At 57.2% G+C, this 21803-nt stretch carries 18 protein-coding genes and 1 tRNA gene; 9 read left to right on the top strand and 10 right to left on the bottom strand.

All coding sequences use genetic code 11. From position 1 onward, the window contains the following. Nucleotides 1-15 precede the first annotated feature (15 nt). Together yejM and AACV31_RS01025 are read left to right on the top strand one after the other, a co-directional pair. Nucleotides 16-1779, top strand: a complete 1764-nt coding sequence (gene yejM, locus AACV31_RS01030) for an LPS biosynthesis-modulating metalloenzyme YejM (RefSeq protein WP_075197648.1) — start codon at nucleotides 16-18, stop codon at nucleotides 1777-1779. A 74-nt stretch (nucleotides 1780-1853) separates the two neighbouring features. Then, nucleotides 1854-1930 (top strand) — tRNA-Pro (locus AACV31_RS01025). 170 nt (nucleotides 1931-2100) lie between these two features. On the opposite strand, the gene AACV31_RS01020 is transcribed toward AACV31_RS01025, so the two are convergent. Beyond that, a complete protein-coding gene (locus tag AACV31_RS01020) occupies nucleotides 2101-2937 on the bottom strand; it encodes a MipA/OmpV family protein (protein WP_165154778.1) in 837 nt (278 codons plus the stop codon). 207 nt (nucleotides 2938-3144) lie between these two features. Here AACV31_RS01020 and AACV31_RS01015 point away from each other — a divergent pair, with 207 nt between their 5' ends. Together AACV31_RS01015 and AACV31_RS01010 are read left to right on the top strand one after the other, a co-directional pair. Further along, nucleotides 3145-3822 carry a response regulator gene (locus AACV31_RS01015; RefSeq protein WP_007762651.1) on the top strand — a complete coding sequence of 226 codons (678 nt, stop codon included), beginning with the start codon at nucleotides 3145-3147 and terminating at the stop codon, nucleotides 3820-3822. Further along, complete coding sequence (locus tag AACV31_RS01010; protein WP_165154780.1) at nucleotides 3822-5213, top strand: sensor histidine kinase; 1392 nt, start codon at nucleotides 3822-3824, stop codon at nucleotides 5211-5213. The genes AACV31_RS01015 and AACV31_RS01010 overlap by 1 nt, the downstream gene beginning before the upstream one ends. 131 nt (nucleotides 5214-5344) lie before the next feature. On the opposite strand, the gene AACV31_RS01005 is transcribed toward AACV31_RS01010, so the two are convergent. Further along, the gene (locus AACV31_RS01005) at nucleotides 5345-5923 is read right to left on the bottom strand and encodes a DUF4142 domain-containing protein (RefSeq protein WP_165154782.1); all 579 of its coding nucleotides are present in this window, start codon (nucleotides 5921-5923) and stop codon (nucleotides 5345-5347) included. Between the two features lie 368 nt (nucleotides 5924-6291). After that, a complete protein-coding gene (gene nudI, locus AACV31_RS01000) occupies nucleotides 6292-6717 on the bottom strand; it encodes a nucleoside triphosphatase NudI (RefSeq protein WP_015741884.1) in 426 nt (141 codons plus the stop codon). Nucleotides 6718-7093: 376 nt separating this feature from the next. On the opposite strand from nudI, the gene AACV31_RS00995 reads away from it, so the two are divergent. The 3 genes from AACV31_RS00995 to AACV31_RS00985 all read left to right on the top strand — a co-directional run bounded on the left by AACV31_RS00995 (nucleotide 7094) and on the right by AACV31_RS00985 (nucleotide 9390). Beyond that, a complete protein-coding gene (locus AACV31_RS00995; RefSeq protein WP_165154784.1) occupies nucleotides 7094-8113 on the top strand; it encodes an iron-containing redox enzyme family protein in 1020 nt (339 codons plus the stop codon). A gap of 61 nt (nucleotides 8114-8174) precedes the next feature. After that, the gene (locus AACV31_RS00990; RefSeq protein WP_165154786.1) at nucleotides 8175-9092 is read left to right on the top strand and encodes a DMT family transporter; all 918 of its coding nucleotides are present in this window, start codon (nucleotides 8175-8177) and stop codon (nucleotides 9090-9092) included. A 79-nt stretch (nucleotides 9093-9171) separates the two neighbouring features. Then, on the top strand, nucleotides 9172-9390 hold the full coding sequence (locus AACV31_RS00985) for a KTSC domain-containing protein (protein WP_015741887.1): 219 nt from the start codon (nucleotides 9172-9174) through the stop codon (nucleotides 9388-9390). Between the two features lie 3 nt (nucleotides 9391-9393). Here AACV31_RS00985 and norW read toward each other — a convergent pair whose 3' ends face one another. Together norW and norV are read right to left on the bottom strand one after the other, a co-directional pair. Next, the gene (gene norW, locus AACV31_RS00980; RefSeq protein ID WP_165154788.1) at nucleotides 9394-10536 is read right to left on the bottom strand and encodes an NADH:flavorubredoxin reductase NorW; all 1143 of its coding nucleotides are present in this window, start codon (nucleotides 10534-10536) and stop codon (nucleotides 9394-9396) included. 3 nt (nucleotides 10537-10539) lie between these two features. Then, a complete protein-coding gene (gene norV, locus AACV31_RS00975) occupies nucleotides 10540-11973 on the bottom strand; it encodes an anaerobic nitric oxide reductase flavorubredoxin (RefSeq protein WP_165154790.1) in 1434 nt (477 codons plus the stop codon). 157 nt (nucleotides 11974-12130) lie between these two features. Here norV and norR point away from each other — a divergent pair, with 157 nt between their 5' ends. After that, nucleotides 12131-13648, top strand: coding sequence for a nitric oxide reductase transcriptional regulator NorR (gene norR / locus AACV31_RS00970; protein WP_165154792.1), 1518 nt, complete (start codon nucleotides 12131-12133; stop codon nucleotides 13646-13648). A 108-nt stretch (nucleotides 13649-13756) separates the two neighbouring features. Continuing rightward, nucleotides 13757-15250 carry a SulP family inorganic anion transporter gene (locus AACV31_RS00965; RefSeq protein WP_165154794.1) on the top strand — a complete coding sequence of 498 codons (1494 nt, stop codon included), beginning with the start codon at nucleotides 13757-13759 and terminating at the stop codon, nucleotides 15248-15250. Between the two features lie 75 nt (nucleotides 15251-15325). Here the strand turns inward: AACV31_RS00965 and AACV31_RS00960 are convergent, their stop codons facing one another. The 5 genes from AACV31_RS00960 to AACV31_RS00940 all read right to left on the bottom strand — a co-directional run bounded on the left by AACV31_RS00960 (nucleotide 15326) and on the right by AACV31_RS00940 (nucleotide 21111). Beyond that, nucleotides 15326-16972, bottom strand: coding sequence for a multidrug ABC transporter permease/ATP-binding protein (locus AACV31_RS00960; protein ID WP_165154796.1), 1647 nt, complete (start codon nucleotides 16970-16972; stop codon nucleotides 15326-15328). Between the two features lie 78 nt (nucleotides 16973-17050). After that, nucleotides 17051-17695, bottom strand: a complete 645-nt coding sequence (alkB, locus tag AACV31_RS00955; RefSeq protein ID WP_105582208.1) for a DNA oxidative demethylase AlkB — start codon at nucleotides 17693-17695, stop codon at nucleotides 17051-17053. Beyond that, nucleotides 17695-18759 (bottom strand): bifunctional DNA-binding transcriptional regulator/O6-methylguanine-DNA methyltransferase Ada, encoded by a 1065-nt coding sequence (gene ada, locus AACV31_RS00950; RefSeq protein WP_165154798.1) that lies wholly within the window; start codon nucleotides 18757-18759, stop codon nucleotides 17695-17697. Before ada ends, alkB begins: the two co-directional genes overlap by 1 nt. A gap of 72 nt (nucleotides 18760-18831) precedes the next feature. After that, the gene (apbE, locus tag AACV31_RS00945) at nucleotides 18832-19851 is read right to left on the bottom strand and encodes an FAD:protein FMN transferase ApbE (RefSeq protein WP_370458091.1); all 1020 of its coding nucleotides are present in this window, start codon (nucleotides 19849-19851) and stop codon (nucleotides 18832-18834) included. 120 nt (nucleotides 19852-19971) lie between these two features. Beyond that, the gene (locus AACV31_RS00940; RefSeq protein WP_165154802.1) at nucleotides 19972-21111 is read right to left on the bottom strand and encodes a porin OmpC; all 1140 of its coding nucleotides are present in this window, start codon (nucleotides 21109-21111) and stop codon (nucleotides 19972-19974) included. Between the last annotated feature and the right edge of the window lie 692 nt (nucleotides 21112-21803).

Raw genomic sequence — 21803 nt, 5'->3', positions numbered from 1 at the left:
GAACGTTAAAAAGCTATGGTGACTAACCGTCAGCGCTACCGCGAAAAAGTCTCCCAGATGGTCAGTTGGGGGCACTGGTTCGCCCTGTTCAATATTCTGCTTTCCATTGTTCTTGGTAGCCGCTATCTGTTCATCGCCGACTGGCCCACAACCCTGACGGGCCGGATTTACTCCTACGTCAGCCTGGTGGGCCACTTTAGCTTTCTGGTCTTCGCGACTTATCTGCTGATCCTCTTCCCGCTCACGTTTATCGTGATGTCGCAGCGGCTGATGCGGTTCCTGTCGGCGATCCTCGCGACCGTCGGCATGACCCTGCTGCTGGTCGACAGCGAAGTCTTTACCCGCTTCCACCTGCACATCAACCCGGTGGTCTGGCAGGTGGTGATTAACCCCGATCAAAGCGAAATGGCCCGCGACTGGCAGCTGATGTTTATCGCGGTGCCGGTGATTTTGCTTATCGAGATGCTGTTCGCCACCTGGAGCTGGCAGAAGCTGCGCAGCCTGACGCGCCGCCGCCGGTACGCGCGCCCCGTGGCGGCGCTCTTTTTCGCGTCGTTCGTGACTACCCATGTGATGTATATCTGGGCCGACGCCAATTTCTACCGTCCGGTTACGATGCAGCGCGCGAATCTGCCGCTCTCCTACCCGATGACGGCGCGCCGTTTTCTGGAAAAACATGGTCTGCTGGACGCGCAGGAGTATCAGCGTCGACTGGTGGAACAAGGCGATCCCGAAGCGGTGAGCGTGCAGTATCCGCTGAGCGACCTGCGGTACGGCGATATGGGCTCCGGCCATAACGTACTGTTAATCACGATAGACGGTCTGAACTATTCGCGCTTTGAAAAACAGATGCCGTCGCTGGCGCAGTTCGCGCACGACAACATTAACTTTACCCAGCATTTCAGCTCCGGAAACCTGTCGGACAACGGCATTTTCGGCCTGTTCTATGGGATTTCGCCGGGCTATATGGATGGCGTGCTGGCCGCGCGCATTCCGGCAGCGCTTATCACCGCGCTTAATCAGCAGGGTTATCAGCTGGGCCTGTTCGCCTCCGATGGCTTTAGCAGTTCGCTGTACCGCCAGGCGCTGCTTTCCGATTTCTCGCTCCCTACGGCGAAGCCGCAGAGCGACGATCAAACCGCCTCGCAGTGGATTAGCTGGCTGAATAAATACGCCTCGGAAGATAACCGCTGGTTCTCGTGGGTCTCGTTCAACGGCACCAACATTGACGAAGATACCCAACAGGCGGCCTTCACGCGCCGCTACGCCCGCGCGGCGGGGAATGTGGATGCGCAGATTGACCGTGTGCTCGCGGCGCTGAAAGCGAGCGGCAAGCTGGAGAATACCGTGGTGATTATCACGGCGGGACGCGGCGTTCCGTTAGGCAACCAGCAGGAGAGCTTCGGCTGGGATCGCTCGCGCATTCAGGTGCCGCTGGTTATCCACTGGCCGGGCACGCCTGCGCAGCGCGTGACGAAACTGACCGATCATCAGGACGTGATGACGACCCTGATGCAGCGCCTGTTGCACGTGCGCACACCTGCATACGAATATTCACAGGGCGAAGATCTCTTCTCCCCTGCCCGTCGCAATAACTGGGTAGTCAGCGCGGATAACAACACACTGGCGGTAACGACGCCGCGAATGACGCTGGTGCTGGATAACAACGGCAACTACCGGATGTACGACCTGCGCGGCGAGCGGATGAACGACGATAAACCGCAGCTCAGCCTGCTGTTACAGGTGCTGACGGATGAAAAACGGTTCATTGCTAACTGATTGATTATTTATAAATCACTCAGCCTGGCGTGGCTTGCAATCAGCGTGAAAACGGGTAGTATAAGCCTCCACGTCGGCACGTAGCGCAGCCTGGTAGCGCACTGTCATGGGGTGTCAGGGGTCGGAGGTTCAAATCCTCTCGTGCCGACCAAAAAATCCCAAGAAAACCAACCCGTTGCGGTTGGTTTTTTTATGCCTGCGATTTGGCGAGGGTGAAAGCGCTTTTGCTGGCACGTTGAATACCGCCCCGTCCAGAGCCGGGGCAGATCGAAAGCGTGTTTATTAAAAGCAGGCGTTCGGGCAGCGCGCCGTGAATAACGCTCAGAAGCGATAAGTGACCTTCAGACTACCCACAGGCGAGCTTTTTCGGTGAACAAGGGGGCTATTGCCGGCATCCCCCGTCAATTGCGTAAAGCCTGCTGCGGCAATGACGCTCCAGTTTTGGTTGAACCTGTGGGCCCAGTCAATATTCAGCGAATAGTCATAAATTCCGGCGCCGGCATCATATCGGCCGAATCCCGAGCCCGCAGACTGCGCCGCATTTACCCCGTAGTAAGTCTGCATGTACTTGCGGGATCCCCAACTGCTGTTCAGCGCCAGCGTCACCGTATTTTTCCATGATTTAAAGAGCGGGCTGACAATGCTGAAGTGCACAGCCTCACCATTGTTCCTCTCAGAAACCGGCACCTCAGCCTGCAATTGCAAACTGAGCCACTCGTTCACCTCGTATCCCAGACCAGGCGCCACGACCGCCGAGCCTTTGATGTCTCCCACCCCCCGCAACTCGTCGCTGCCATAGCTTATCGAATCGCTGCCCACGTCACGATCCTTACGGCCTGGACGATAGCTCAGCCCCGCGTTGTAATCTAGCTTGCCGAGATGGTTGCCGTAGCCAATCCCCCGCGTGGTGCTGATAAAGAAACCATTCGCCATGGCGTAATCCAGCACCACCGCCGTTGTGGCGCGGCTTTTATTCGAACCCGAATAGCGTGGCGCGACATCCACGCCGCCGCCCAGGGTCAATACGTTGCTCTCGGCTTGTTCTGCCGCCTGTATCGGGCTGGCCAGTAACGCCAGGATGGCTGCCGGCACAATTTTTTTCAGACTACGCCCCGGGAATAAAGGGGGAAACTTATGACGCCGTTCGATGTTTCTCATTAAAGAGGTCCTTATGGATTCCACTGATTGCGATATAAGCGGTTTGTGTAAACGCCAGAGCGCTCAGTGTGAATGCCCACCCTAAGGTTCTCATGAGCCAAAAATGAAGAATGACTGAAGCACGTAATGAGGCTGCAAACCTGATAGATTGCCGGGTACCGTTGTTTCTTAAGATGTTCTTCATTCACTGCTGATACCCTTGCCATTGTGAAAATTCTACTTATCGAAGACGACCTGGATCTCGGCAATGGCGTACGTATCGCCTTTGCCGATCAAGGGTTTGATGTCATATGGGTTCGCCGCAAAGAGGATGCGCTGCATCAGCTTGATGCCTGCGTGCCGGAACTGATCTTGCTCGATCTGGGGCTGCCGGACGGCGATGGCATGAGCCTGATGGCGTACGTGCGTCAGCGGTTCAAAGGGCTCCCCGTCATCATCCTGACAGCGCGAGGCACGCTGCAGGATCGCCTGGGCGGGCTGGATGCCGGTGCGGATGACTATCTTGTTAAACCTTTTGTTCTCGCCGAGTTGCTGGCACGGGTTCGAGCACTGGCGCGACGCAGTTATGGTTTTGAGAATGAAGCGATCGAAATCCGGGGGTTATCTCTGCATGTGCCCACGCGTCGCGTGACGGTAAGCGCGCGTCACGTTGAGTTGACGGCAAGTGAATATGCGCTGCTTGAAACATTAATGCTACGGCCTGACCGTGTGCTGACACGGGGGTTTCTGGAGGAAAGGCTATTCGGCGCTAAAGAAAATCTAAGCAACGCGCTGGATGTGCATATGGGTAACTTACGTCGAAAAATCGGCGACGGCTATGTACGAACGGTGAGAGGCGTAGGGTATGTCATTGATACCGTACCGATCAACAAGGTGTCTGGTTGATGCGAAATGTGTGGCGCCGCCTGAAGCTCCCGACGCTGGTAAGACGAATCATCATCGCCCAGATGGTGCTGCTTGCCTTGCTTTGGTGCCTTTTTTTGACCTTCATTTTATGGGAGGACCTGCGCAGCCCTCCCATCCTCACCGGCAGTCAGACGTACAACACCCTTTTTACCCTGGTGGAGAAAATGGCCAACCGCCCGCAGGATCGAACCGATGTGCTGGAGGCGTTCAGCAAGGCATTACGGGAAGGGTATGGCGGCGGTGACGATCCGGCACTGTCAATCAGCCTCATCGTTCGCAAGAATAATGCGATTATTTTTTCGTCTGATGGCGCACCCACAGGGGTGACCAACACCCGATTAGGGGAAGTTCAGCGTATTCAGAGTGAAGGCCGCACCTGGACGAGCCGAACGCTAAAATCCGCAAACGCCGACGTAGAGGTGACGCTTTTCACCCCTGCCGGAGGCTGGAACTTCTTTATCTATCTCAACTCGCGCGGCTACTACATATTGCCGCTGCTTATCTGCATTCCTTTTCTTTTGTTTCCCGCGTGGCTCTCCATCCGCATCGCCATGCGTCCCTGGAATAGCGTGGTGAATGAAATTACTTTACGGACGCCAGAAGATCTCTCGCCCTTAAAAGAAGTACCAAAGCACAGAGAGCTTCGCCAGATGGTGGACGCGATTAACGAATTTCTTGCCAGGGTGCGGGAAGGCGCTGAGAGGGAACGGGTGTTCATTGCCGATGCCGCCCACGAGCTGCGTACCCCCCTGGCGGCGATGCGAATTAATGTTGAGGCTTTACAGTCCTGGGTCAGTAGCGAGAATCAACAGGAGCTGCTGGCAGGGATTATTCGCAGCAACAGCCGGGCGGCGCGTCTCGTCAATCAGTTGCTGCTGATGATGCACAGTGAAGCGCGCGTTGACACGGTGATGCAGCCAGTACCGCTGACGACGCTCATCCAGGAACGAATGGCTGCGCTGGAGCCCCTCGCGACGGAGCGCAGGATTGAGCTGGAATTCTACTCGCTTGATGAAGTCTGGATCACGGGTATTCGGGAACGCCTGATGTCGCTGATTGACAACTTAATTGAGAATGCCGTGAAGTACAGTCCTGAAGGTGGGCGCGTTGAGGTGGAAGTACGGGCAGCCGATAAATTCACTCGGTTACGCGTCTCAGACGCGGGCCCCGGCATTCCGGTTGCCTTAAGGGAGCGGGTATTTGACAGGTTTTTTCGCGATCCCAGCCAGCTGCAAAGCGGGAGTGGTTTGGGGCTTGCCATCGTTAAAGCGGTGGCGCAGCAACATAACAGTAGCGTATGCCTGAGTACGTCCGCAGAAGGCGGTCTCATGGTCACGGTAGACTTTCCCGACAGCAAAGGCGGCTCCTGATACCGCAACGGGTTAAGGAATGACCTCCCTGTCATTCATACCGGTGATAACGCCACTTCTACCGTGGCGTTATTTAACACGCAGCGCGCAGGACTCGCACAGCAGAGCCCTGTCCGCATTTACGGACCCGGTTATTTAGCTGAATCTTTCATCTGCTCAGCAGATTTCAGGTGCGCCTCCACGACTGGCGTGTGCGCATCGGCCAGCGCCTTCACATCCGGATCCTTGATGTTTTTGGCGTCACTTTGCAGTTTCGACAGCACCATTTTGTGATCTTTGGTGCCCGCGTTTTCCATGTACATCTTATCAAAGGCGTCGCCGCTCTCTTTTTCGAGCTTAGCGGCCATCGCCTTGTGCTTAGCGTCCGGCTCAGTCGGCAGCGTCACGCCTTTTTGCTGAGCGACTGTCTGAACTTTGCTCAGCGCAGCGCTATGGTCGTCGACCATCTTCTGTGCAAAGGCTTTGACGTCGCTGTTCTGGGCTTTTTCCAGCGCAATCTTAGCGGCGGCGACCTCATTGATATTGGCCTGCGCCATGTCCTTCAGCGCTTTTTCGTCGCCGGCGCTGAGTTTGGCATCAGATGCGGTCTGGCTTGCGGCGCCAGTCTGCGCGGTACTCGCTGGCGTCCGGGCTTGCACGCTCAGCGTGCTGAACATCGCTGCGACTGCTGTTACGACCAGCAACCCTTTCACGGTTTTGCTCTTCTGCATTTTGTTCTCCTGATGGCCATGAGTAAGGCTGATGCAAGGCTATTAACCGTGCTCAGCTTCAGAGGTAAATGACAACTGCAAAGCTCAGTATAGGATAACAATCTGAGATAGCCGTTTTCGTCAGGGTCTTTCACGGCAAAGCGAAGCGAATAACAGCAGTTAAAGAAGCAAAAATGGGTCGTGGCAGCGATGTAAGCCATGAGGCCATGTTCAGGCGTTACGCGTTAAAAGGCCATCTCCTCTCCGGCAGTGGCAGAATTCTCTTATTCTGAGATAACGCAGCATTTTTTTATAACGTGTAATGAGGGAGGGTTCCTCTGGATGCCCTGGAGAAATTAACTCCCTGTTATAACGTGCCGGCATACTTTTTAAAGCAGACCCTTTTGCGTAAAAGTAACCCGGGTCGCTTCATTTAAATCGATATTTTTTAGCATCTCAGGTGAAACCCACATAATTTCCTGGAACTCGTCATTGAACGTAATATCCCGATTAGCGCTGATGCAATCGAAAATAAGATAAATCATATATATCTCTTCGGTTGTGCCATCCGGATACGTTTTATTACGGATATCGTCACGGAATGTCCAGGGTTTGATTTCCGTAATTAACAGCGCCTCGCCTAACTCCTCCATTATTTCACGTCTTAATGCTGTTTCCAGGGTTTCGCCGGGCTCCATCCCACCGCCGGGCAACGCCCATTGTCCGGGGAATACCCCGCGATCGGACGCCATTTTACAAAGCAAATACTCGCCATCATTTTGTATCACAGGACATACGATTATTCTCTGACGCATTTCAACTCCTTTATGAGAAGACGCATTAAGTAGCCACACACATTAAAGGGTAATGTTTTAAATGTGAAGCGCCTGTGTTCACATTACCCAAAGAAACGATACGGCCTGCTGCGCAACCGCCACGCATCGCATCATCTCACAAGATATTGCGCCCCTCTTTTACTGTCCGCCTGTTCACGCTTAAGCAATCAATAATTTCGTACCGGTACCACCATTAACGCGCAGATATACATTTACCGCTCAGAAACAGCTTATCGTCATGTCCAGGCCGCAACGCTTTTTTTGATAAAATATATCCTTTTTTATGTGACATTCGTCACAAATATCCACGCATCAATAACCACACAATAAGCGCGCCTAAAACAAGGAAATTGCCATGTTTAATCTTAAGAGAATTGAACCCGCTTTTACGGATGATATTTATGGTTTCACACCAAGCCTGCTCGCCTGGATAAATGGCGACAGCGAAACTCCCCCCGCGCTGAACACGCTGCATGAGATTCTTCAGCGCGCCTGGCATGAGAACTCGGCGGTCGATGAGAAAATAGTTCAGCATGCGTTATTTATTATCTACCAGAGCGTCCTGTCTCACCCCTTATCAGCGCCCGCCTCCAGACAATACGATCCCGCCCTCCTGGAAATAAAGAACGCTATCGAACAGCAATGGATGGAGCATGAATTCGCCGGGCTGGTTATTCCTGATGAAGTGAATACCGCCAGGCATTACGGTGATTATTTAAAAACGGTCTGGCACGCCCATAATGCCTCGCATCACCCTCTTTTCGAATTCCTTGAAAAAGATGCTTCTACCAGACAACTCTATTATTTCTTCAAAAGCGACAGCGCGCTTAACTTAATATTCTTTGATTTGGTCGCTTATACCCTGATTGGCTCACAACCGGAAACGCGCGGCACCATCAGTGAAAACCTGTGGGATGAGATAGGCCATGGCGATAACGTCTTCACGCACGTCAATCTCTATAAAGACGTTCTGGCGCGCCAGGATATTACCCTGCCCGCCAATCACTATATTGATATGTACGGCACGGAAGCGCTGGCCGGTCATAACGCGTTTATGCTGGGCTCTGTTAACCGCAAACATTACTACAAATTGCTCGGCGTGATGGCGATGACGGAAGTGTTAGACCCGCCGCAGTATGAGAAACTGGTGAACGGCTGTCTGCGGCTGGGGCTTATCAGTCGCGATGTGAAATACTATACCGAGCATATTACTATCGATATCAAACACGGGGATGACTGGCTTTATAACGTGATTGATGTCATCGCCGAACGCGACCCTGCGACCCGCAAAGAATTTTATCTGGGCAGTTTATTACGGCTGCGCACCGCCGAGCGTTACTACGATCAGCTGATGCAAAAATTGCTCGCGCTGTGATGATAATACCGGCCCGGAGAATAGCGCCGGGTCTTTCTGTATACTGAACGAGAGGTAATCTGTGGCCTATTTACTGCTCGCTCTCGCCGCGATTTTCTGGGGCGGAAATTATGTGGTGGGACATATTCTGGTCCAGTATGTGGACCCTTACGGGTTAAGCCTTATTCGCTGGGGCTTTACCACTGCGCTGATGCTGGCGCTTTACTGGCGTCAGTGCGCTGTTGATTTCGCTGCGCTCAGAAAACATCTCGGCATTAATACTCTGCTTTCATTTCTGGGCCAGGTCAGTTTTCCGTTGAGCTTATATATCGGGCTTCAGTACACCACCTCCCTGAATGCTGCGATTTATATCTCCAGTACGCCGTGTCTGGTTCTGCTGATCAACCATTTTGTGTTTGACGAGCGCATTTCAGCCCGCAATATTATCGGGGTCATCGCCAGCACGGGCGGGGTATTATATCTCGCATTTTCCAGCGCAGGCGGCAGCGGCAATATTAAAACTTTCGGCGTAGGCGATGTATTAACGATTATCTCCGCGCTGAGCTGGGCCTTTTACTGCGCGTTTTTACGCCTGAAAGATAAATCCGTGAAAAACACCTCTTTTGTCGCGTTCAGTTCGCTTATCGGTACGATAATTCTGGTGCCGATGTTTCTGCTGCATGCGGCGCTGGCGCCGGATTACCGGGGCGTGATTTACACGCTTTCGCCCGCCGTTATCGCAGGCATTCTCTATCTGATTATTTTTCCGTCCTGGCTGTCGTATGTTTTCTGGAATAAAGGCGTTTCGCTGATAGGCACGACGCGCAGTGAAATTTACACCCATCTTATTCCCGTCTCGGGCGGTATCATGGGCATTGTGTTTTTAGGGAATGAACTCAGAAGCTATCACATCATTACCATGTTACTGATTGTCTTTGGCATCGTCTGTTGTTCATACCGCAATGAACCGAAAGTCAGCCCCGGCGTGGTGGAGCGCTAATCAATAGCGGCGGCGAGGCCGAATCAGCGCCGTTGAGCGCTATACTTAACGTAAATTCCCCATCTGCCGCGAGAGCGTAATGCAACGAGAAAATGTCATCTCCCGCAGTCTGGCGTCGGTCGGTTATGACTGGGACAGCCGGGTGCTGGAGATAGCCTTTCACAACGGCGCGGTCTATCACTATCTGAACGTGCCGGAGCAGGTGTATCTCGCGCTGGGCAACGCCCTGTCGAAAGGGCGTTATTTTCGTAAAGCCATTAAAGACCGCTTTCCTTACCAGCGCGTGGACGTGGAATAGTCCTCAGGCGTTCGCCGCGTTCAGGGCTTTGAGCAAGCCAAACGCCTGCTTCATCTGGTCCTCACTCACCACGAAACCACGCAGCACGCCCTGCCCGTCCATACCGCGCGCGATTATGCCGCCGGGGCTTATGCACACCTCCCATATCAGCTCCCGGTTGCCGGTATCGCCCGCCAGATGCAGCGGCATCAGCGGCGTTTTCACTTTGACGAGCATCGCAGGCAGCGTCAGGTTTTGCGCGTTACCGGTAAGGTTTCTGGCGAGCGTCATGGCGCAGAGCTGTGCTGGTTGCAGGAACGGCAGCAGTTGCCCGCGGATCTCCGCGCAGTCGCCGAGCGCGTAAATATCCGGGTGGCTGGTGGCAAGCCGGTCATCCACCACGATCCCGTGCCCGGTCACCAGCCCGGCGCGCTGAGCGAGCGTTAAATCGGGCCGCAGGCCGATGGCGCAGACCACCGCGTCAACGCTCTGCTGATGCCCGTCGGTGAGCGTCGCCACCAGCGAATCGTGATGGCGCGCGAGCGACGACAGGCCCGTGCTGAGCCGCAGCGTTACGCCGTGTTGCATCAGCACCGTTTGCAGGCGGGCGCTGATTTCCGGTATCAGTATTGATGAGAGCAGGCTCGTGCTGGTATCCACCAGCGTCACCTGTTTCCCGGCGCGGTTCAGATCCATCGCAAGCTCGGTGCCAATCAGCCCGCCGCCCAGCACCAGCACGCGTCTGGCGTCGCGTAGCGCCGCCTCGCAGCGGCGATACTCCTGCTGGCTGTTGAGCGTAAACATCAGCTCGCAGCCGCTCACCGGCGGCACAATCGCCTGCGCGCCGGTGGCGAGTACCAGTTGCTGCCAGGAGAAAGTGCCGGCGCTGGTTTCCACGGTGCGCGCAGCGGTGTCGATAGCCGTCACCTGCGTCAATGGATGCAACGCAATGTCGTTCTGTTCCGCCCACTCGCCTGCGCGCTGGCGGGTGAGATCGTCCGCGCGCTGCCCGTTAGTAAACACATGGCTGAGATCGGGTTTGTTATAGTCATCGCCGCTGTCCGCCGTGATAAGCCAGATCGGACGGGTCCTGTCCTGCTGGCGCAGGTGGCGCACCAGCTGGCGGGCGGCAAAGCCCGCGCCAACGATAATCAGTTCCTCGCGCATGGTTCAGCCCTCGTAAACGTCAAAGACCGATTTGCCGATGCCGCATTCCGGGCAGAGGAACGTCTCCGGCACGTCATCCCACGACGTCCCTGGCGCGACGTCCTGATTCGGCTCGCCCTTCGCCGGGTCGTACACCCACTGGCAGACGGTACAGATCATGCACTGCCCTGCCAGTTCGTCCGGCTCCTGAATGTTCACGCCGGACGCTTCAGCGATTGCTGGCGCGGCGACAGGCAGCGGCGATAACGCCCAGGCGCGCGCGATTTCACGACCATGCTCGCGGCAGATTTCCAGCGCGTCGAGATCCGGGCGCCACTTGGCTTTCAGGCTAAGCGACATCTCAAACCCGGCGTCCTGCAGGCGGGTGGAAAGCCGGTCGACCGCGCCGCCGCTCCAGCCGTGTGAGCCAAACGCGCTGGCGCGCTTGTTGCGAAAACGCAGACCGGTCATCTCTTCTACCAGCCCGGCGATTTTCGGCATCATCACGTTGTTCATGGTGGAGGTGCCGACCAGCACGCCTTTAGAGCGGAAAACATGCGTGAGGATTTCGTTTTTATCGCTGCGGGCGACGTTGAAAATTTTGACGGCCACGCGCGGGTCCACCTCGTTAATACCCTGAGCAATCGCATCCGCCATCAGGCGGGTATTACCGGACATGGTGTCGTAGAAAATCGTAATGCGATCTTCCTGGCAATCCGCCGCCCATTTCAGGTACAGCTCCACTATCTGCGCCGGGTTATCACGCCACACCACGCCGTGAGAAGTGGCAATCATCTCCACCGGCAGGTTGAAACCAAGAATTTCGGTGATTTTCGGCGTCACCAGGCGGCTGAACGGCGTGAGGATGTTGGCGTAGTAGCGCTGGCACTGTTCAAACAGCTCAGCCTGATCCACTTCATCGTTGAACAGATGCTCATCGCAGTAGTGCTGGCCGAAGGCATCGTTGCTGAACAGCACCGCGTCGCCGGTCAGGTATGTCATCATGCTGTCGGGCCAGTGAAGCATCGGCGTTTCAACAAAGATGAGTTTTTTGCCGTTGCCGATGTCCAGCGAGTCGCCGGTTTTCACCACGTTAAAGTTCCACTCCGGATGGTGGTGGTGGCCGTTAATGGAATCGATGCCGTTGGCGGTGCAGTAGATTGGCGTATCCGGAATGCAGTTCATCAGCTCAGAAAGCGCGCCGGCGTGATCTTCCTCGGCGTGGTTGATAATGATGTAGTCGATATCCGCCAGATCGATTTCGCTGCGCAGGTTGTTGACGAAATCCCGGCTGAATTTATGGTCAACGGTATCGATCAGGACGTTTTTCTCTTCACGAATGAGATAGCTGTTGTAGCTGCTGCCTTTTAAGGTTTTGTACTCGGTGCCGTGAAAATCGCGCACTTCCCAGTCGCGCTGGCCAACCCAAAAAATGTTGTTTTTGACATGAATGTTCATTGCAAGGTTCCTCTGAAATAATCTGGTTTGCATCAGTTATTGCAGGGACCGTGCCAGTTTTTAACGAACTGATTTTAAAGCCTTTATAAATTCATGATTGTCAAAATGACTATCGCGGAGTATTGTTTTTTTGACACTTTATTGTGGAATTGACACGATGACGCTTTCTGCCCAGTCTCTCGCCGCGCTGGCGGTCGATATGCAAAACGGCCTGCCGGGGCGCGACCGCTTTAACCGCATGATCGCCAGCATTCACCGCCTGCTGCACTGCGACGCCACCGCGCTTTTGCGCTATGAAGACCGCCAGTTCCGCCCGCTGGCGACGGCGGGCCTCGCCCCGGATGTAATGGGCCGCCGCTTCAGCCTGGCGGCGCATCCGCGCCTCGAAGCTATCGCGCGGGCAGGCGACGTGGTGCGCTTTCCCGCCGACAGCTTTCTGCCGGACCCTTACGACGGGCTGATCCCGGAGCGCCAGGAGCTGCATGTGCACGCGTGCGTCGGAATGCCGCTGTTCTCCGGGCAGACGCTGATCGGCGCGCTGACGCTGGACGGCATGAGCGCCACGCAGTTTGATGCTTACAGCGATGATGAACTGCGCGGCGTGGCGAGCCTTGCGGGCAGCGCGCTGCATAACGCGCTGCTGGTGGAACAGCTGGAGAAAACCGCCGCGCCCTTCAGCCGTGCGCTGGAGAATGTGCAGCCGGATGAGCGGCTGGAGATGATTGGCGAGTCGGCCCCAATGCAGCAGCTGAAAAAAGAGATATCGCTGGTGGCGCCGTCGGATCTCAACGTGCTGGTGCTTGGCGAAACCGGCGTCGGCAAAGAACTAGTGGCGCGCGAGCTACACGCGCAATCCGCCAGAGCCGCGAATCCGCTGGTCTACGTCAACTGCGCCGCCCTGCCCGAAAGCGTGGCGGAGAGCGAGCTATTCGGGCATGTCAAAGGCGCGTTCACCGGCGCTATCCACGACAGGCGCGGCAAATTTGAACTGGCCGATAACGGCACGCTGTTTCTTGATGAAGTGGGCGAGCTGCCGCTGACGCTACAGGCGAAACTACTGCGCGCGCTGCAGTATGGCGATGTGCAGCGCGTCGGCGAAGATAAACTGCTGCGGGTGAACGTGCGCATTGTCGCCGCCACTAACCGCGACCTGCGGGATGCCGTGGCGCAGGGCGGCTTTCGCGCCGATCTCTATCATCGCCTGAGCGTCTTCCCGCTCCACGTACCGTCGCTTCGCGAGCGCGGTGACGATATCCTGCTGCTGGCAGGGTATTTCTGCGAAAAATGCCGGGTGAAGTTCGGCCTGAACCGCGTGGCGCTGAGCCCGCAGGCAAGCGAGTGGCTGATGGCGCAGCGCTGGCCGGGCAATATCCGCGAGCTTGAACACGCGCTTTACCGGGCGATTATCGTGGCGCAGGCCGCAAGCCGCGGGCCGGAGCTGCTGCTGCAGGCGCACCACTTCGCTCCAGGCGCCAGCGTTGTCGCGCCGCGCGAGACCCCGGCCGCCGCCGCGCCGCCAGTCGAGAACCTTCAGCACGCCACGCGCCAGTTTCAGCGCGATTACATTCAGCGCGCGCTGCACGTTGCCGGCAATAACTGGGCAGCCTGCGCCCGGCTGCTGGAGATGGACCCTGGCAACCTGCACCGGCTCGCGCGCAAGCTCGGCCTGAAGTAACCGCGTCCGTTTAGCAAGGCTGGCGTTTTGCCGCCTTGCTCTGTACCATCGCCCGTCCCTGCTGCCCGCAAAGGGCGGCGCTCATGATAAAAACACCTGCAAATACTCATGTCTGATACTCAAACTGCGGCTCGGGCGGTGCCTGAGCTTTCTGTAGCGCATGTACTGCGCACGCCGCGCCTGCTGATGCGCGAAACGCTGGCGGGCATTCTGACCGCGCTGGCGCTGATCCCGGAAGTTATCTCGTTCTCCGTGATTGCGGGCGTCGACCCGAAAGTCAGCCTGGTGGCGTCTATTGTGCTGTGCTTCAGCATGTCTCTGCTTGGCGGGCGTCCGGCCATGGTGACGGCGGCGGCAGGCTCGGTGGCGCTGGTCATCGGCCCGATGGTGCATCAGCACGGCGTCGGCTACATTCTGCCTGCCCTGGTGCTGGGCGGCATCATCCAGATCCTCTTCGGGCTGGGTGGGCTGGCGCGCATGATGCGCTACATCCCGCGCTCGGTGATGACCGGCTTTGTTAACGCGCTCGGCATCCTGATTTTCATGGCCCAGGTGCCGCACGTCTGGGGGCAGAGTCAGATGGTCTGGCTGCTGTTCGCCGCCACGCTCGCCATCGTGCTGCTGCTGCCGCGCGTCACCAAAAGCGTGCCATCGCCGCTGGTGGCGATTGTCGCGGTAACCGTCATCGTCTGGGCGTGCGGCCTGACGCCGCCGACCGTTGGCGACGAAGGCCCGATGACGCCGGGCCTGCCAGGCTTCACACAACTACTGGTGCCGCTCAATCTGGATACGCTGCATATCATCTGGCCCTGCGCGCTGAGCATCGCGTTTGTCGGGCTGATGGAGTCGCTTTTAACGGCGCGTCTGGTGGATGACATCACCGATACGCCGTCCAGCAAGCGCCGCGAATGCTGGGGGCTGGGTGTCGCCAATATCCTGAGCGGCTTTTATGGCGGCATCGGCGGCTGCGCGATGATCGGCCAGACGGTGGTGAACGTGGAGCTGGGCCGCGCCCGCTCGCGCTTTTCCACTATCGCCGCGGCGCTGGTGCTGCTGCTGATGGTAACCGGGCTGAGCGCCGTGATGGCGCAGATCCCGATGGTCGTGCTGGCGGGCATTATGATGGTGGTCGCGGCGAAAACGCTGAACTGGCACAGCATCGCGCCTGCCACGCTCAAGCGGATGCCGGTGTCTGAAACGCTGGTGATGGTCGTCACCGTCATCGCCACCGTCTGGACCGGCAACCTCGCCATTGGCGTGGCGGGCGGCGTGCTGTTTGCGATGATGCTCTTCGCGCGTCGTGTCGCCCACGTGGTGCGCGCCGAGCGCGAAATTATCGATAACGGCAACGCGGTGCGCTACCGGGTGCGCGGCCCGCTGTTTTTCGCAAGCAGCAACGATCTCTACGAGCATTTCCGTTACGCGGAAGATCCGGCGCGGGTGATTATCGATTTAACCCATGCGCAGATCTGGGACGCCTCGACCGTCGCGGCGCTGGACGCCATCGAAACCCACTACCAGCGCTATAACGCGACCGTGGAAATTGACGGGCTGGATATGCGCAGCCACGAATTCCACCAGCGGCTGAGCGGCAAGCTCTGAAAAAAACCACCGACAGCGCGGTGGTTTCAGGCCCGGTAAGGCGGAAAAGACTTCCGCCTTTTTTATGCGCGCGGGTTAGCTGCCGGTGCGCGCCAGCACATCGCGGCTGGCGAGCTGGCGCTCTTCGCCGGTGAGCTCAGACAGCACGCCCTGGCGCATCTCCAGCAGCCGGTCGGCATGGATGAAATAGTGATCGTCATGGCTGATGGCGAACACGGTTTTGCCCATCTCTTTCATCAGCGGCAACAACACCTGATAGAACTCACGACGGAAATGCGGGTCCTGATCGGCGGCCCATTCATCCAGCAGGATGATATCGCGCCCTTCCGCCAGCGCCAGCAGCAGCGCCACGCGCTTTTTCTGCCCTTTCGAGAGTTTCAGGTTGAGGATTTTGCCGTTCTCAAGCGTCAGTTTATTAACCATTTTCAGACGTTCCAGCCAGCTTTCCACAAGCGCCGGGTCCGCCTCTTCGCCGCCGGGGCCGAGCAGTTTGTCAAACAGCCAGACATCGGTGAAAACCGCCGAGAAGTGCTGGCGGTACGCGTTCATATCATTTGCGGTGACTGGTTTGCCGGGGATCAGGATCTCGCCGGAAGCGGGTTCATACAGCCCGGTTAAGAGCATCGCGAGCGTGGATTTGCCGCTGCCGTTGCCGCCAATCAGGAACAGCAGCTCGCCGCGGTGAATGGTGAGATTAATCGGCCCGACGCTGAAACTGCCGTCGTGGTAAGTAAAGGTGACGTCACGTAATTCCAACTGCTGCCAGCCGTCATTGCGCGCCGGGCGTTCAAACTCAGGCTCATAAGGCGCGAGCTGGAACTGTTTGAGTTTATTAAAAGCCACCTGGGCGGAGAGCAGCGTCGGCAGCGCGCCCATCGCCGAAAGCAGCGGCGTGCGCAAAAAGAGCAGCGCCAGCGAATAGGTGGCCGCGACGGTGGTGTCGGCCCAGCCGAGCCCGTTCGCCATCCAGAACACCAGGCCAATCACGCCGAGCATCATGATATTCGACCAGTTAACGGCGCTCAGGTGGAAGGTGTCGGCGCGGATAATATGATCGCGATAGCGCTGCGCGTCCGGTTTGTAGATCTTGTCGAAGAGATACTCCGCGCGCTCGCGGTTGAGCGAAAGCTCTTTGCGCCCTTCCAGCACGGTCTGGAAATCCTCATACAGGCTGTCTTCCACTTCGCGAAGCGTGGCGAGATGCTTATAGACGCGCTGCACCAGCAGGTAGCCTGTCCAGAGCGTTACGGCTATCCACAGCGCGGTCACCAGCAGCATTTTGCCGGACAGCCAGCCGAGATACGCGGCGCTGCCGATGGTCAGGATGATGCCCTGCACCAGCTCCGGCAGACGCACAAACGCGACGGTGATGTTGCGCACGTCGCTCGACAGCCCCGCCAGCAGCGTGGCGCTGCCAAGCTTTTCTATCTGCTCGACCGGCGTATCCATAATGCGCTTGATAAATTCGCTGCGCAGCCGGTAGACGAAGTGGTGGCCAAGCATGGTGAGCGCCAGCTGCGAGCCGAGCGTCACCGCCATCAGCAGCACCAGAAGACCAAGGAATTCCGGCAACACCGAGGCGGTGAGATCGACGGTTGCAATCAGGCGTTGATTAATAAAGGCGATAAGCCCGATACCGAGTGCCGCGCTGGCAAGGCTCAGCGCGAGCACCAGAGAAAACGGCCAGCGATACTGGCGCCAGACGAGGCGCAGAAGTTCCATAAATAAACATGACTCAGGCAGTGAAAACTGCGAGCAGTTTAAACGGCTGCGCGTTCACATCAAGAATAATTCTTATTTTTATTTGCGTGCCTGGCGGAACGTCAGGTTATAGCGATATTCTCCGGTAGCCGGGTGCTGACCGGGCTTAAGTGGCTGTATGCCATGGTAAAAAAGCCGAGACGGCCCGCCCCATACCACCACGTCGCCATGCTCCAGCAGGAGACGCTTTAGCGGATCGTTGCGTTTCAGGCCGCCGAACTGAAACACGGCGGGCAGGCCTAGCGAAACGGAGACAATCGGCGCGCGCAGATCCGGCTCGTCTTTATCCTGATGCAGCGACAGCTTCGCGCCCGGCGCGTAGCGGTTGATAAGACAGGCGTCAGGGGTGAAATCGGGATAACCCGCCGCACGCGCGGCCGCGTCGCACAGCGCGCGAAAGGCGTCGGGCATCGCGGGCCAGGGCGCGCCGGTTTGCGGGTCGACCTGCGCGTACAGGTAGCCTTTCAGGTTGGTGCTCCAGCCCACCTCGCCGCAGTTGGTCATCGCGACCGACATGGTATAGCCGCCGGGCGTCACCATATGACGAAACGGCGAGCGGGCCGCGACGGCGTCAATGCCCGCCATCAGCGCAGGCGCCGGGGCCAGCGCGAAACGGCGCAGCACGACCGCGCCATCGGCGAGCGGTTCCTGCCAGGGTTCAGCATCGGCAAAGAGATCGAGCATTACTTCTCCTGTTCACGTTCGCGGGCGAGCAGCCGCGCCTTACGGTCTGCGCCCCAGCGGTAGCCGGAAAGCGCGCCGTCGCGGCGCACCACCCGGTGACACGGCACGACGATCGCCAGTTTATTGGCCGCGCAGGCGCTGGCGACAGCGCGCACCGCCTGCGGGTTGCCGGTGCGCTCGGCGAGCGTCTGGTAGCTGATAGTGCTGCCGGGCGGCACCGCCTGTAGCGCCTGCCAGACGCGCAGCTGAAACGCGGTGCCGCGTAAATCGAGCGGCAGCGCCAGTTCGCCCTGCGGCGCATCGAGCCACGCGGTGACCTGCGCCACCTGCGCGCTGAATGCCGCATCCGGCGCGAGACGCTCCGCGTGCGGGAAAATCGTCGCAAGCTCGGCTTCCAGCGCCGCGGCGTCATCCGCCAGCAGTACGGCGCACAAGCCGCGGTCGCTTGCCGCCACCAGACATAACCCCGCCTCGCAGGGCGCGATGGCGTAGCGAATCGCTATTTTCTCGCCGCCGCGCCGGTACTGCCGCGGGCTCATCCCCAGCGCCCTGTCGGCGTCGCGGTAGAGCGCGCTGCCGGAGGAAAACCCGGCCTCCCAGAGCGAATCGGTGACGCTCATGCCGCCGCGTAGCGCCGCCTGCAGTTTTTGCGCGCGTCGCGCATTTTGCCAGGCTTTCGGCGTCATGCCGGTCAGCGCTTTAAACTCGCGATGAAAATGATACGGGCTCATGGCGGCGCTTTCGGCAAGCGTTGCAAGCGTCAGCGGCGTGTCGCTCTGTTCCATTAGCCGACACGCCGCTGCGATGCGCTGCGCTTTTTGCGCCTGCGGCGTGGGCCCTGCCGGCTGGCACCGTTTACAGGGGCGAAAGCCCGCCGCGCCGGCCGCCGCCGCATCCGGATAAAAACGGACGTTTTCGCGAAGCGGCCTGCGCGCCCGGCACGACGGGCGGCAGAAAATGCCGGTCGTCACCACCGCGAAGACAAAGGCGTTATCAGCACGCGAGTCGCGGTTTTCCACCGCCTCCCAGCGGGCGTGCTCGCTGGTAAAATCTGTTACGTTCATAGCGCTCTCCTTCTTACAGGTTAGCGTGAGTTTGCCCGACCAGCCGCCCGCGAAAACGCCTCTTCTTGCTTTTTAATTTTCGGTTTTCTCAATAAAGCTTGTGAACTGCGGCGACATCCAGGTCGTGAAGCCGTCGCCCTCGCGGGTGATGAAATAGACCGCAAGCTTCTCGCGCAGCGCCACGGCTTTCGCTTTTTCCGGGCCAAGCACCATCAGGCCCGTATCCCAGGCGTCCGCTTCCAGCGCGGTCGGCGAAATGACCGTCACCGAGACCAGCTTATGCGTAATGGGCCGTCCGGTGGCAGGATCGATAACATGTGAAAGGCGTTTGCCGTCGAGTTCATAATAGTTGCGGTAGCTGCCGGAGGTGCTGATGCCGTGACCGTTGATATCCACCACCGCCTGGACGGCGTTTTCCCGGTCGGTCGGCTTCTGGATAGCCACGCGCCACGGCTGGCCGCCAGGGTTCATGCCGCGGCTCGCAAGCGCGCCGCCTACCGATACCAGATAGCGGCTGATCCCCTCTTCTTCCATCAGGCGCGCCAGATGATCGGCCGCGTAGCCTTCACCGACGGTGGAGAGATCGACATAGAGATCGGGCAGATCTTTTTGCAGCCACTGCTGCCCGGATCCGTTAATGACTTTCAGGTGCGACAGGCCGGTACGCGCGCGGGCCGCGTCGATTTGCGCCTGATCCGGCGTTTTCACCGGCTGTTTATCCGGCCCGAAGCCCCAGAGGTTAACCAGCGGCCCGATGGTGATATCCATGGCGTTATCGGTTTTCGCGCCGACGCGCAGCGAGTCGGTCACGATATCCGCCATCGCCTCGTCCACCGGCCAGGGCGCCGTCGTGCGGGCGTGATTAAAGCGCATCAGCGCGGAGTCGTCTTTCCAGGTAGAAAGGAGGTGGTCGTCGGCGTCGAGCCGCGCCTGGATTTTTTGGCGCAGATCGCCTGCGCGCGCCGCATCGACGTTTGCCAGGCTGACGCGCCATGACGTGCCCATCGTTTTGCCTTCCAGCACCAGCGCCTGCGGGGCGGAGGTCGGGGCGTTATCACAGCCTGCGGCAGTCCAAGCGGCGGCCAGCAGCATGGTTCGTAAACCGGGTAATTTCACGCATTTCTCCTCTGTAACGGCGGCCCAAGGTTACCTTATTTTCTTCAGACATAAAAAAAGGAGCCCGCAGGCTCCTTTTGCACATCTGGTCGGGGATTAGAACTGGTAAACCAGGCCTACCGCTACGACGTCATCAGTGCCGATACCAGCCTGACGGGTGAAGTTGTTGTCATCCAGCAGGTTGATTTTGTAATCCACGAAGGTGGACATGTTTTTGTTGAAGTAGTAAGTCGCGCCAACATCAACATATTTCAGCAGGTCCTGGTCGCCGAAAGATTCGCCAGTAGTTTTGTTGGCGATGTCTTTACCGCGGGACTGCAGGTAAGCCACGGACGGACGCAGGCCGAAGTCGAACTGGTACTGTGCAACCACTTCGAAGTTCTGCGCTTTGTCAGCGAAGCCGTAGATGTCGCTGCGGTCGCCGTTAGAAGTACCGAAACGGGTCGCGTTGTAAGTCTGGGAGTACTGCGCCGCCAGGTAGATGTTGTTAGCGTCGTATTTCAGGCCGCCAGAGTAAACTTCTGCGTGATCGCCTTCGCCGAACAGCGCCGCATTGCTGGCGTTCTGGTCAGCGGTACGTTTGGACGTCGCCATCGCGCCACCCACGCTGAAGCCCTGGCCCAGATCGTAGGTCAGGGACATGCCGTAACCGTCGCCGTTCTGTTTCAGCAGGCTGCGGCCGCCGGTGGAGTCGTTTTCACCAGAAACGCTGCCGTTTTTACCCTGGTACTGCAGGGCGAAGTTCAGACCGTCAACCAGACCGAAGAAGTCGGTGTTGCGGTAAGTTGCGATACCGTTGCCACGAGACTGCAGGAAGTTGTCAGCACCGTAGGTGTCGCCGCCGAATTCCGGCAGAACGTCGGTCCAGGAGGTGACGTCGTAGATAACGCCGTAGTTACGACCGTAGTCGAAAGAACCGGCATCGCCGAATTTCAGGCCTGCGAACGCCACACGGGTCCAGGACTGGTTGTCGTTTTCAGCGGTGTTGCCCTGGATCTGATATTCCCACTGGCCGTAACCAGTAATCTGATCGTTAACCTGGGTTTCGCCTTTGAAACCGATACGCATATAGGTCTGATCGCCGTCAGCGCCTTTGTCGTCAGAGAAGTAGTGCTCAGCGTCAACTTTGCCGAACAGATCTAATTTGTTGCCGTCTTTATTATAAATTTCTGCCGCATTGACGCTGCCTGCAACCAGCAGAGCTGGGACCAGCAGTGAGAGAACTTTAACTTTCATTATATTAACCCTCTGTTATATGCCTTTATATACTTATTATTGCCACTGCTCACTAATTCACGGAACTAGCGGGCACATCTATTGTCCGAAACCGGAGACGAATAATCCAACAGGAATATGATACGAAAACTTTGAAGGTGTTTCATAATGCCTACAAAATGTAACTAAATATTAATATGACGGAACTTTTTTTCGCACTAATCGCTAAATATATTCGCACTAATTATCAAGAAATGCCTTTTAATTTATATAAATCAACAAGATAGCCATTCAGATTATTTACCGCACTGAATGACAAAACCAAATAAGAAGAGTCCACTAGAATTACTCCCGCTATCATCATTAACTTTATTTATTACCGTCATTCAGATCTGAATGTTCGTTTTACCCCTATTACCGCCGGATGCTCGCATCCGGCATTTTTTTGCCCTGATATTCTGGTTCAACTATTTCCGGGTAAATTCGCGTAAAGTTAACGACTATTAAACAATCACATTGCTGCTATTTTGTTCGCCTGCGAATAAATTTTCGCTAATTGCGCCCTGCTCCGCTTCCCATTCTCCTGCCCATCAGGCTTTCTGAGCCGCAGTTTCAGACCGTTCTCACCATCTGGTAAATCATACGTTTCGCTTTATACTTCATTGTTTGCGATACTGTTAAAAGAAGACAGCTGTCGCCCCCGACAGGCCCTG

Origin of the sequence: Cronobacter sp. EKM101R, assembly GCF_963888145.1 — a bacterium.
Taxonomy (GTDB): domain Bacteria; phylum Pseudomonadota; class Gammaproteobacteria; order Enterobacterales; family Enterobacteriaceae; genus Cronobacter; species Cronobacter turicensis.
This window is presented reverse-complemented; position numbering and strand designations above follow the sequence as displayed.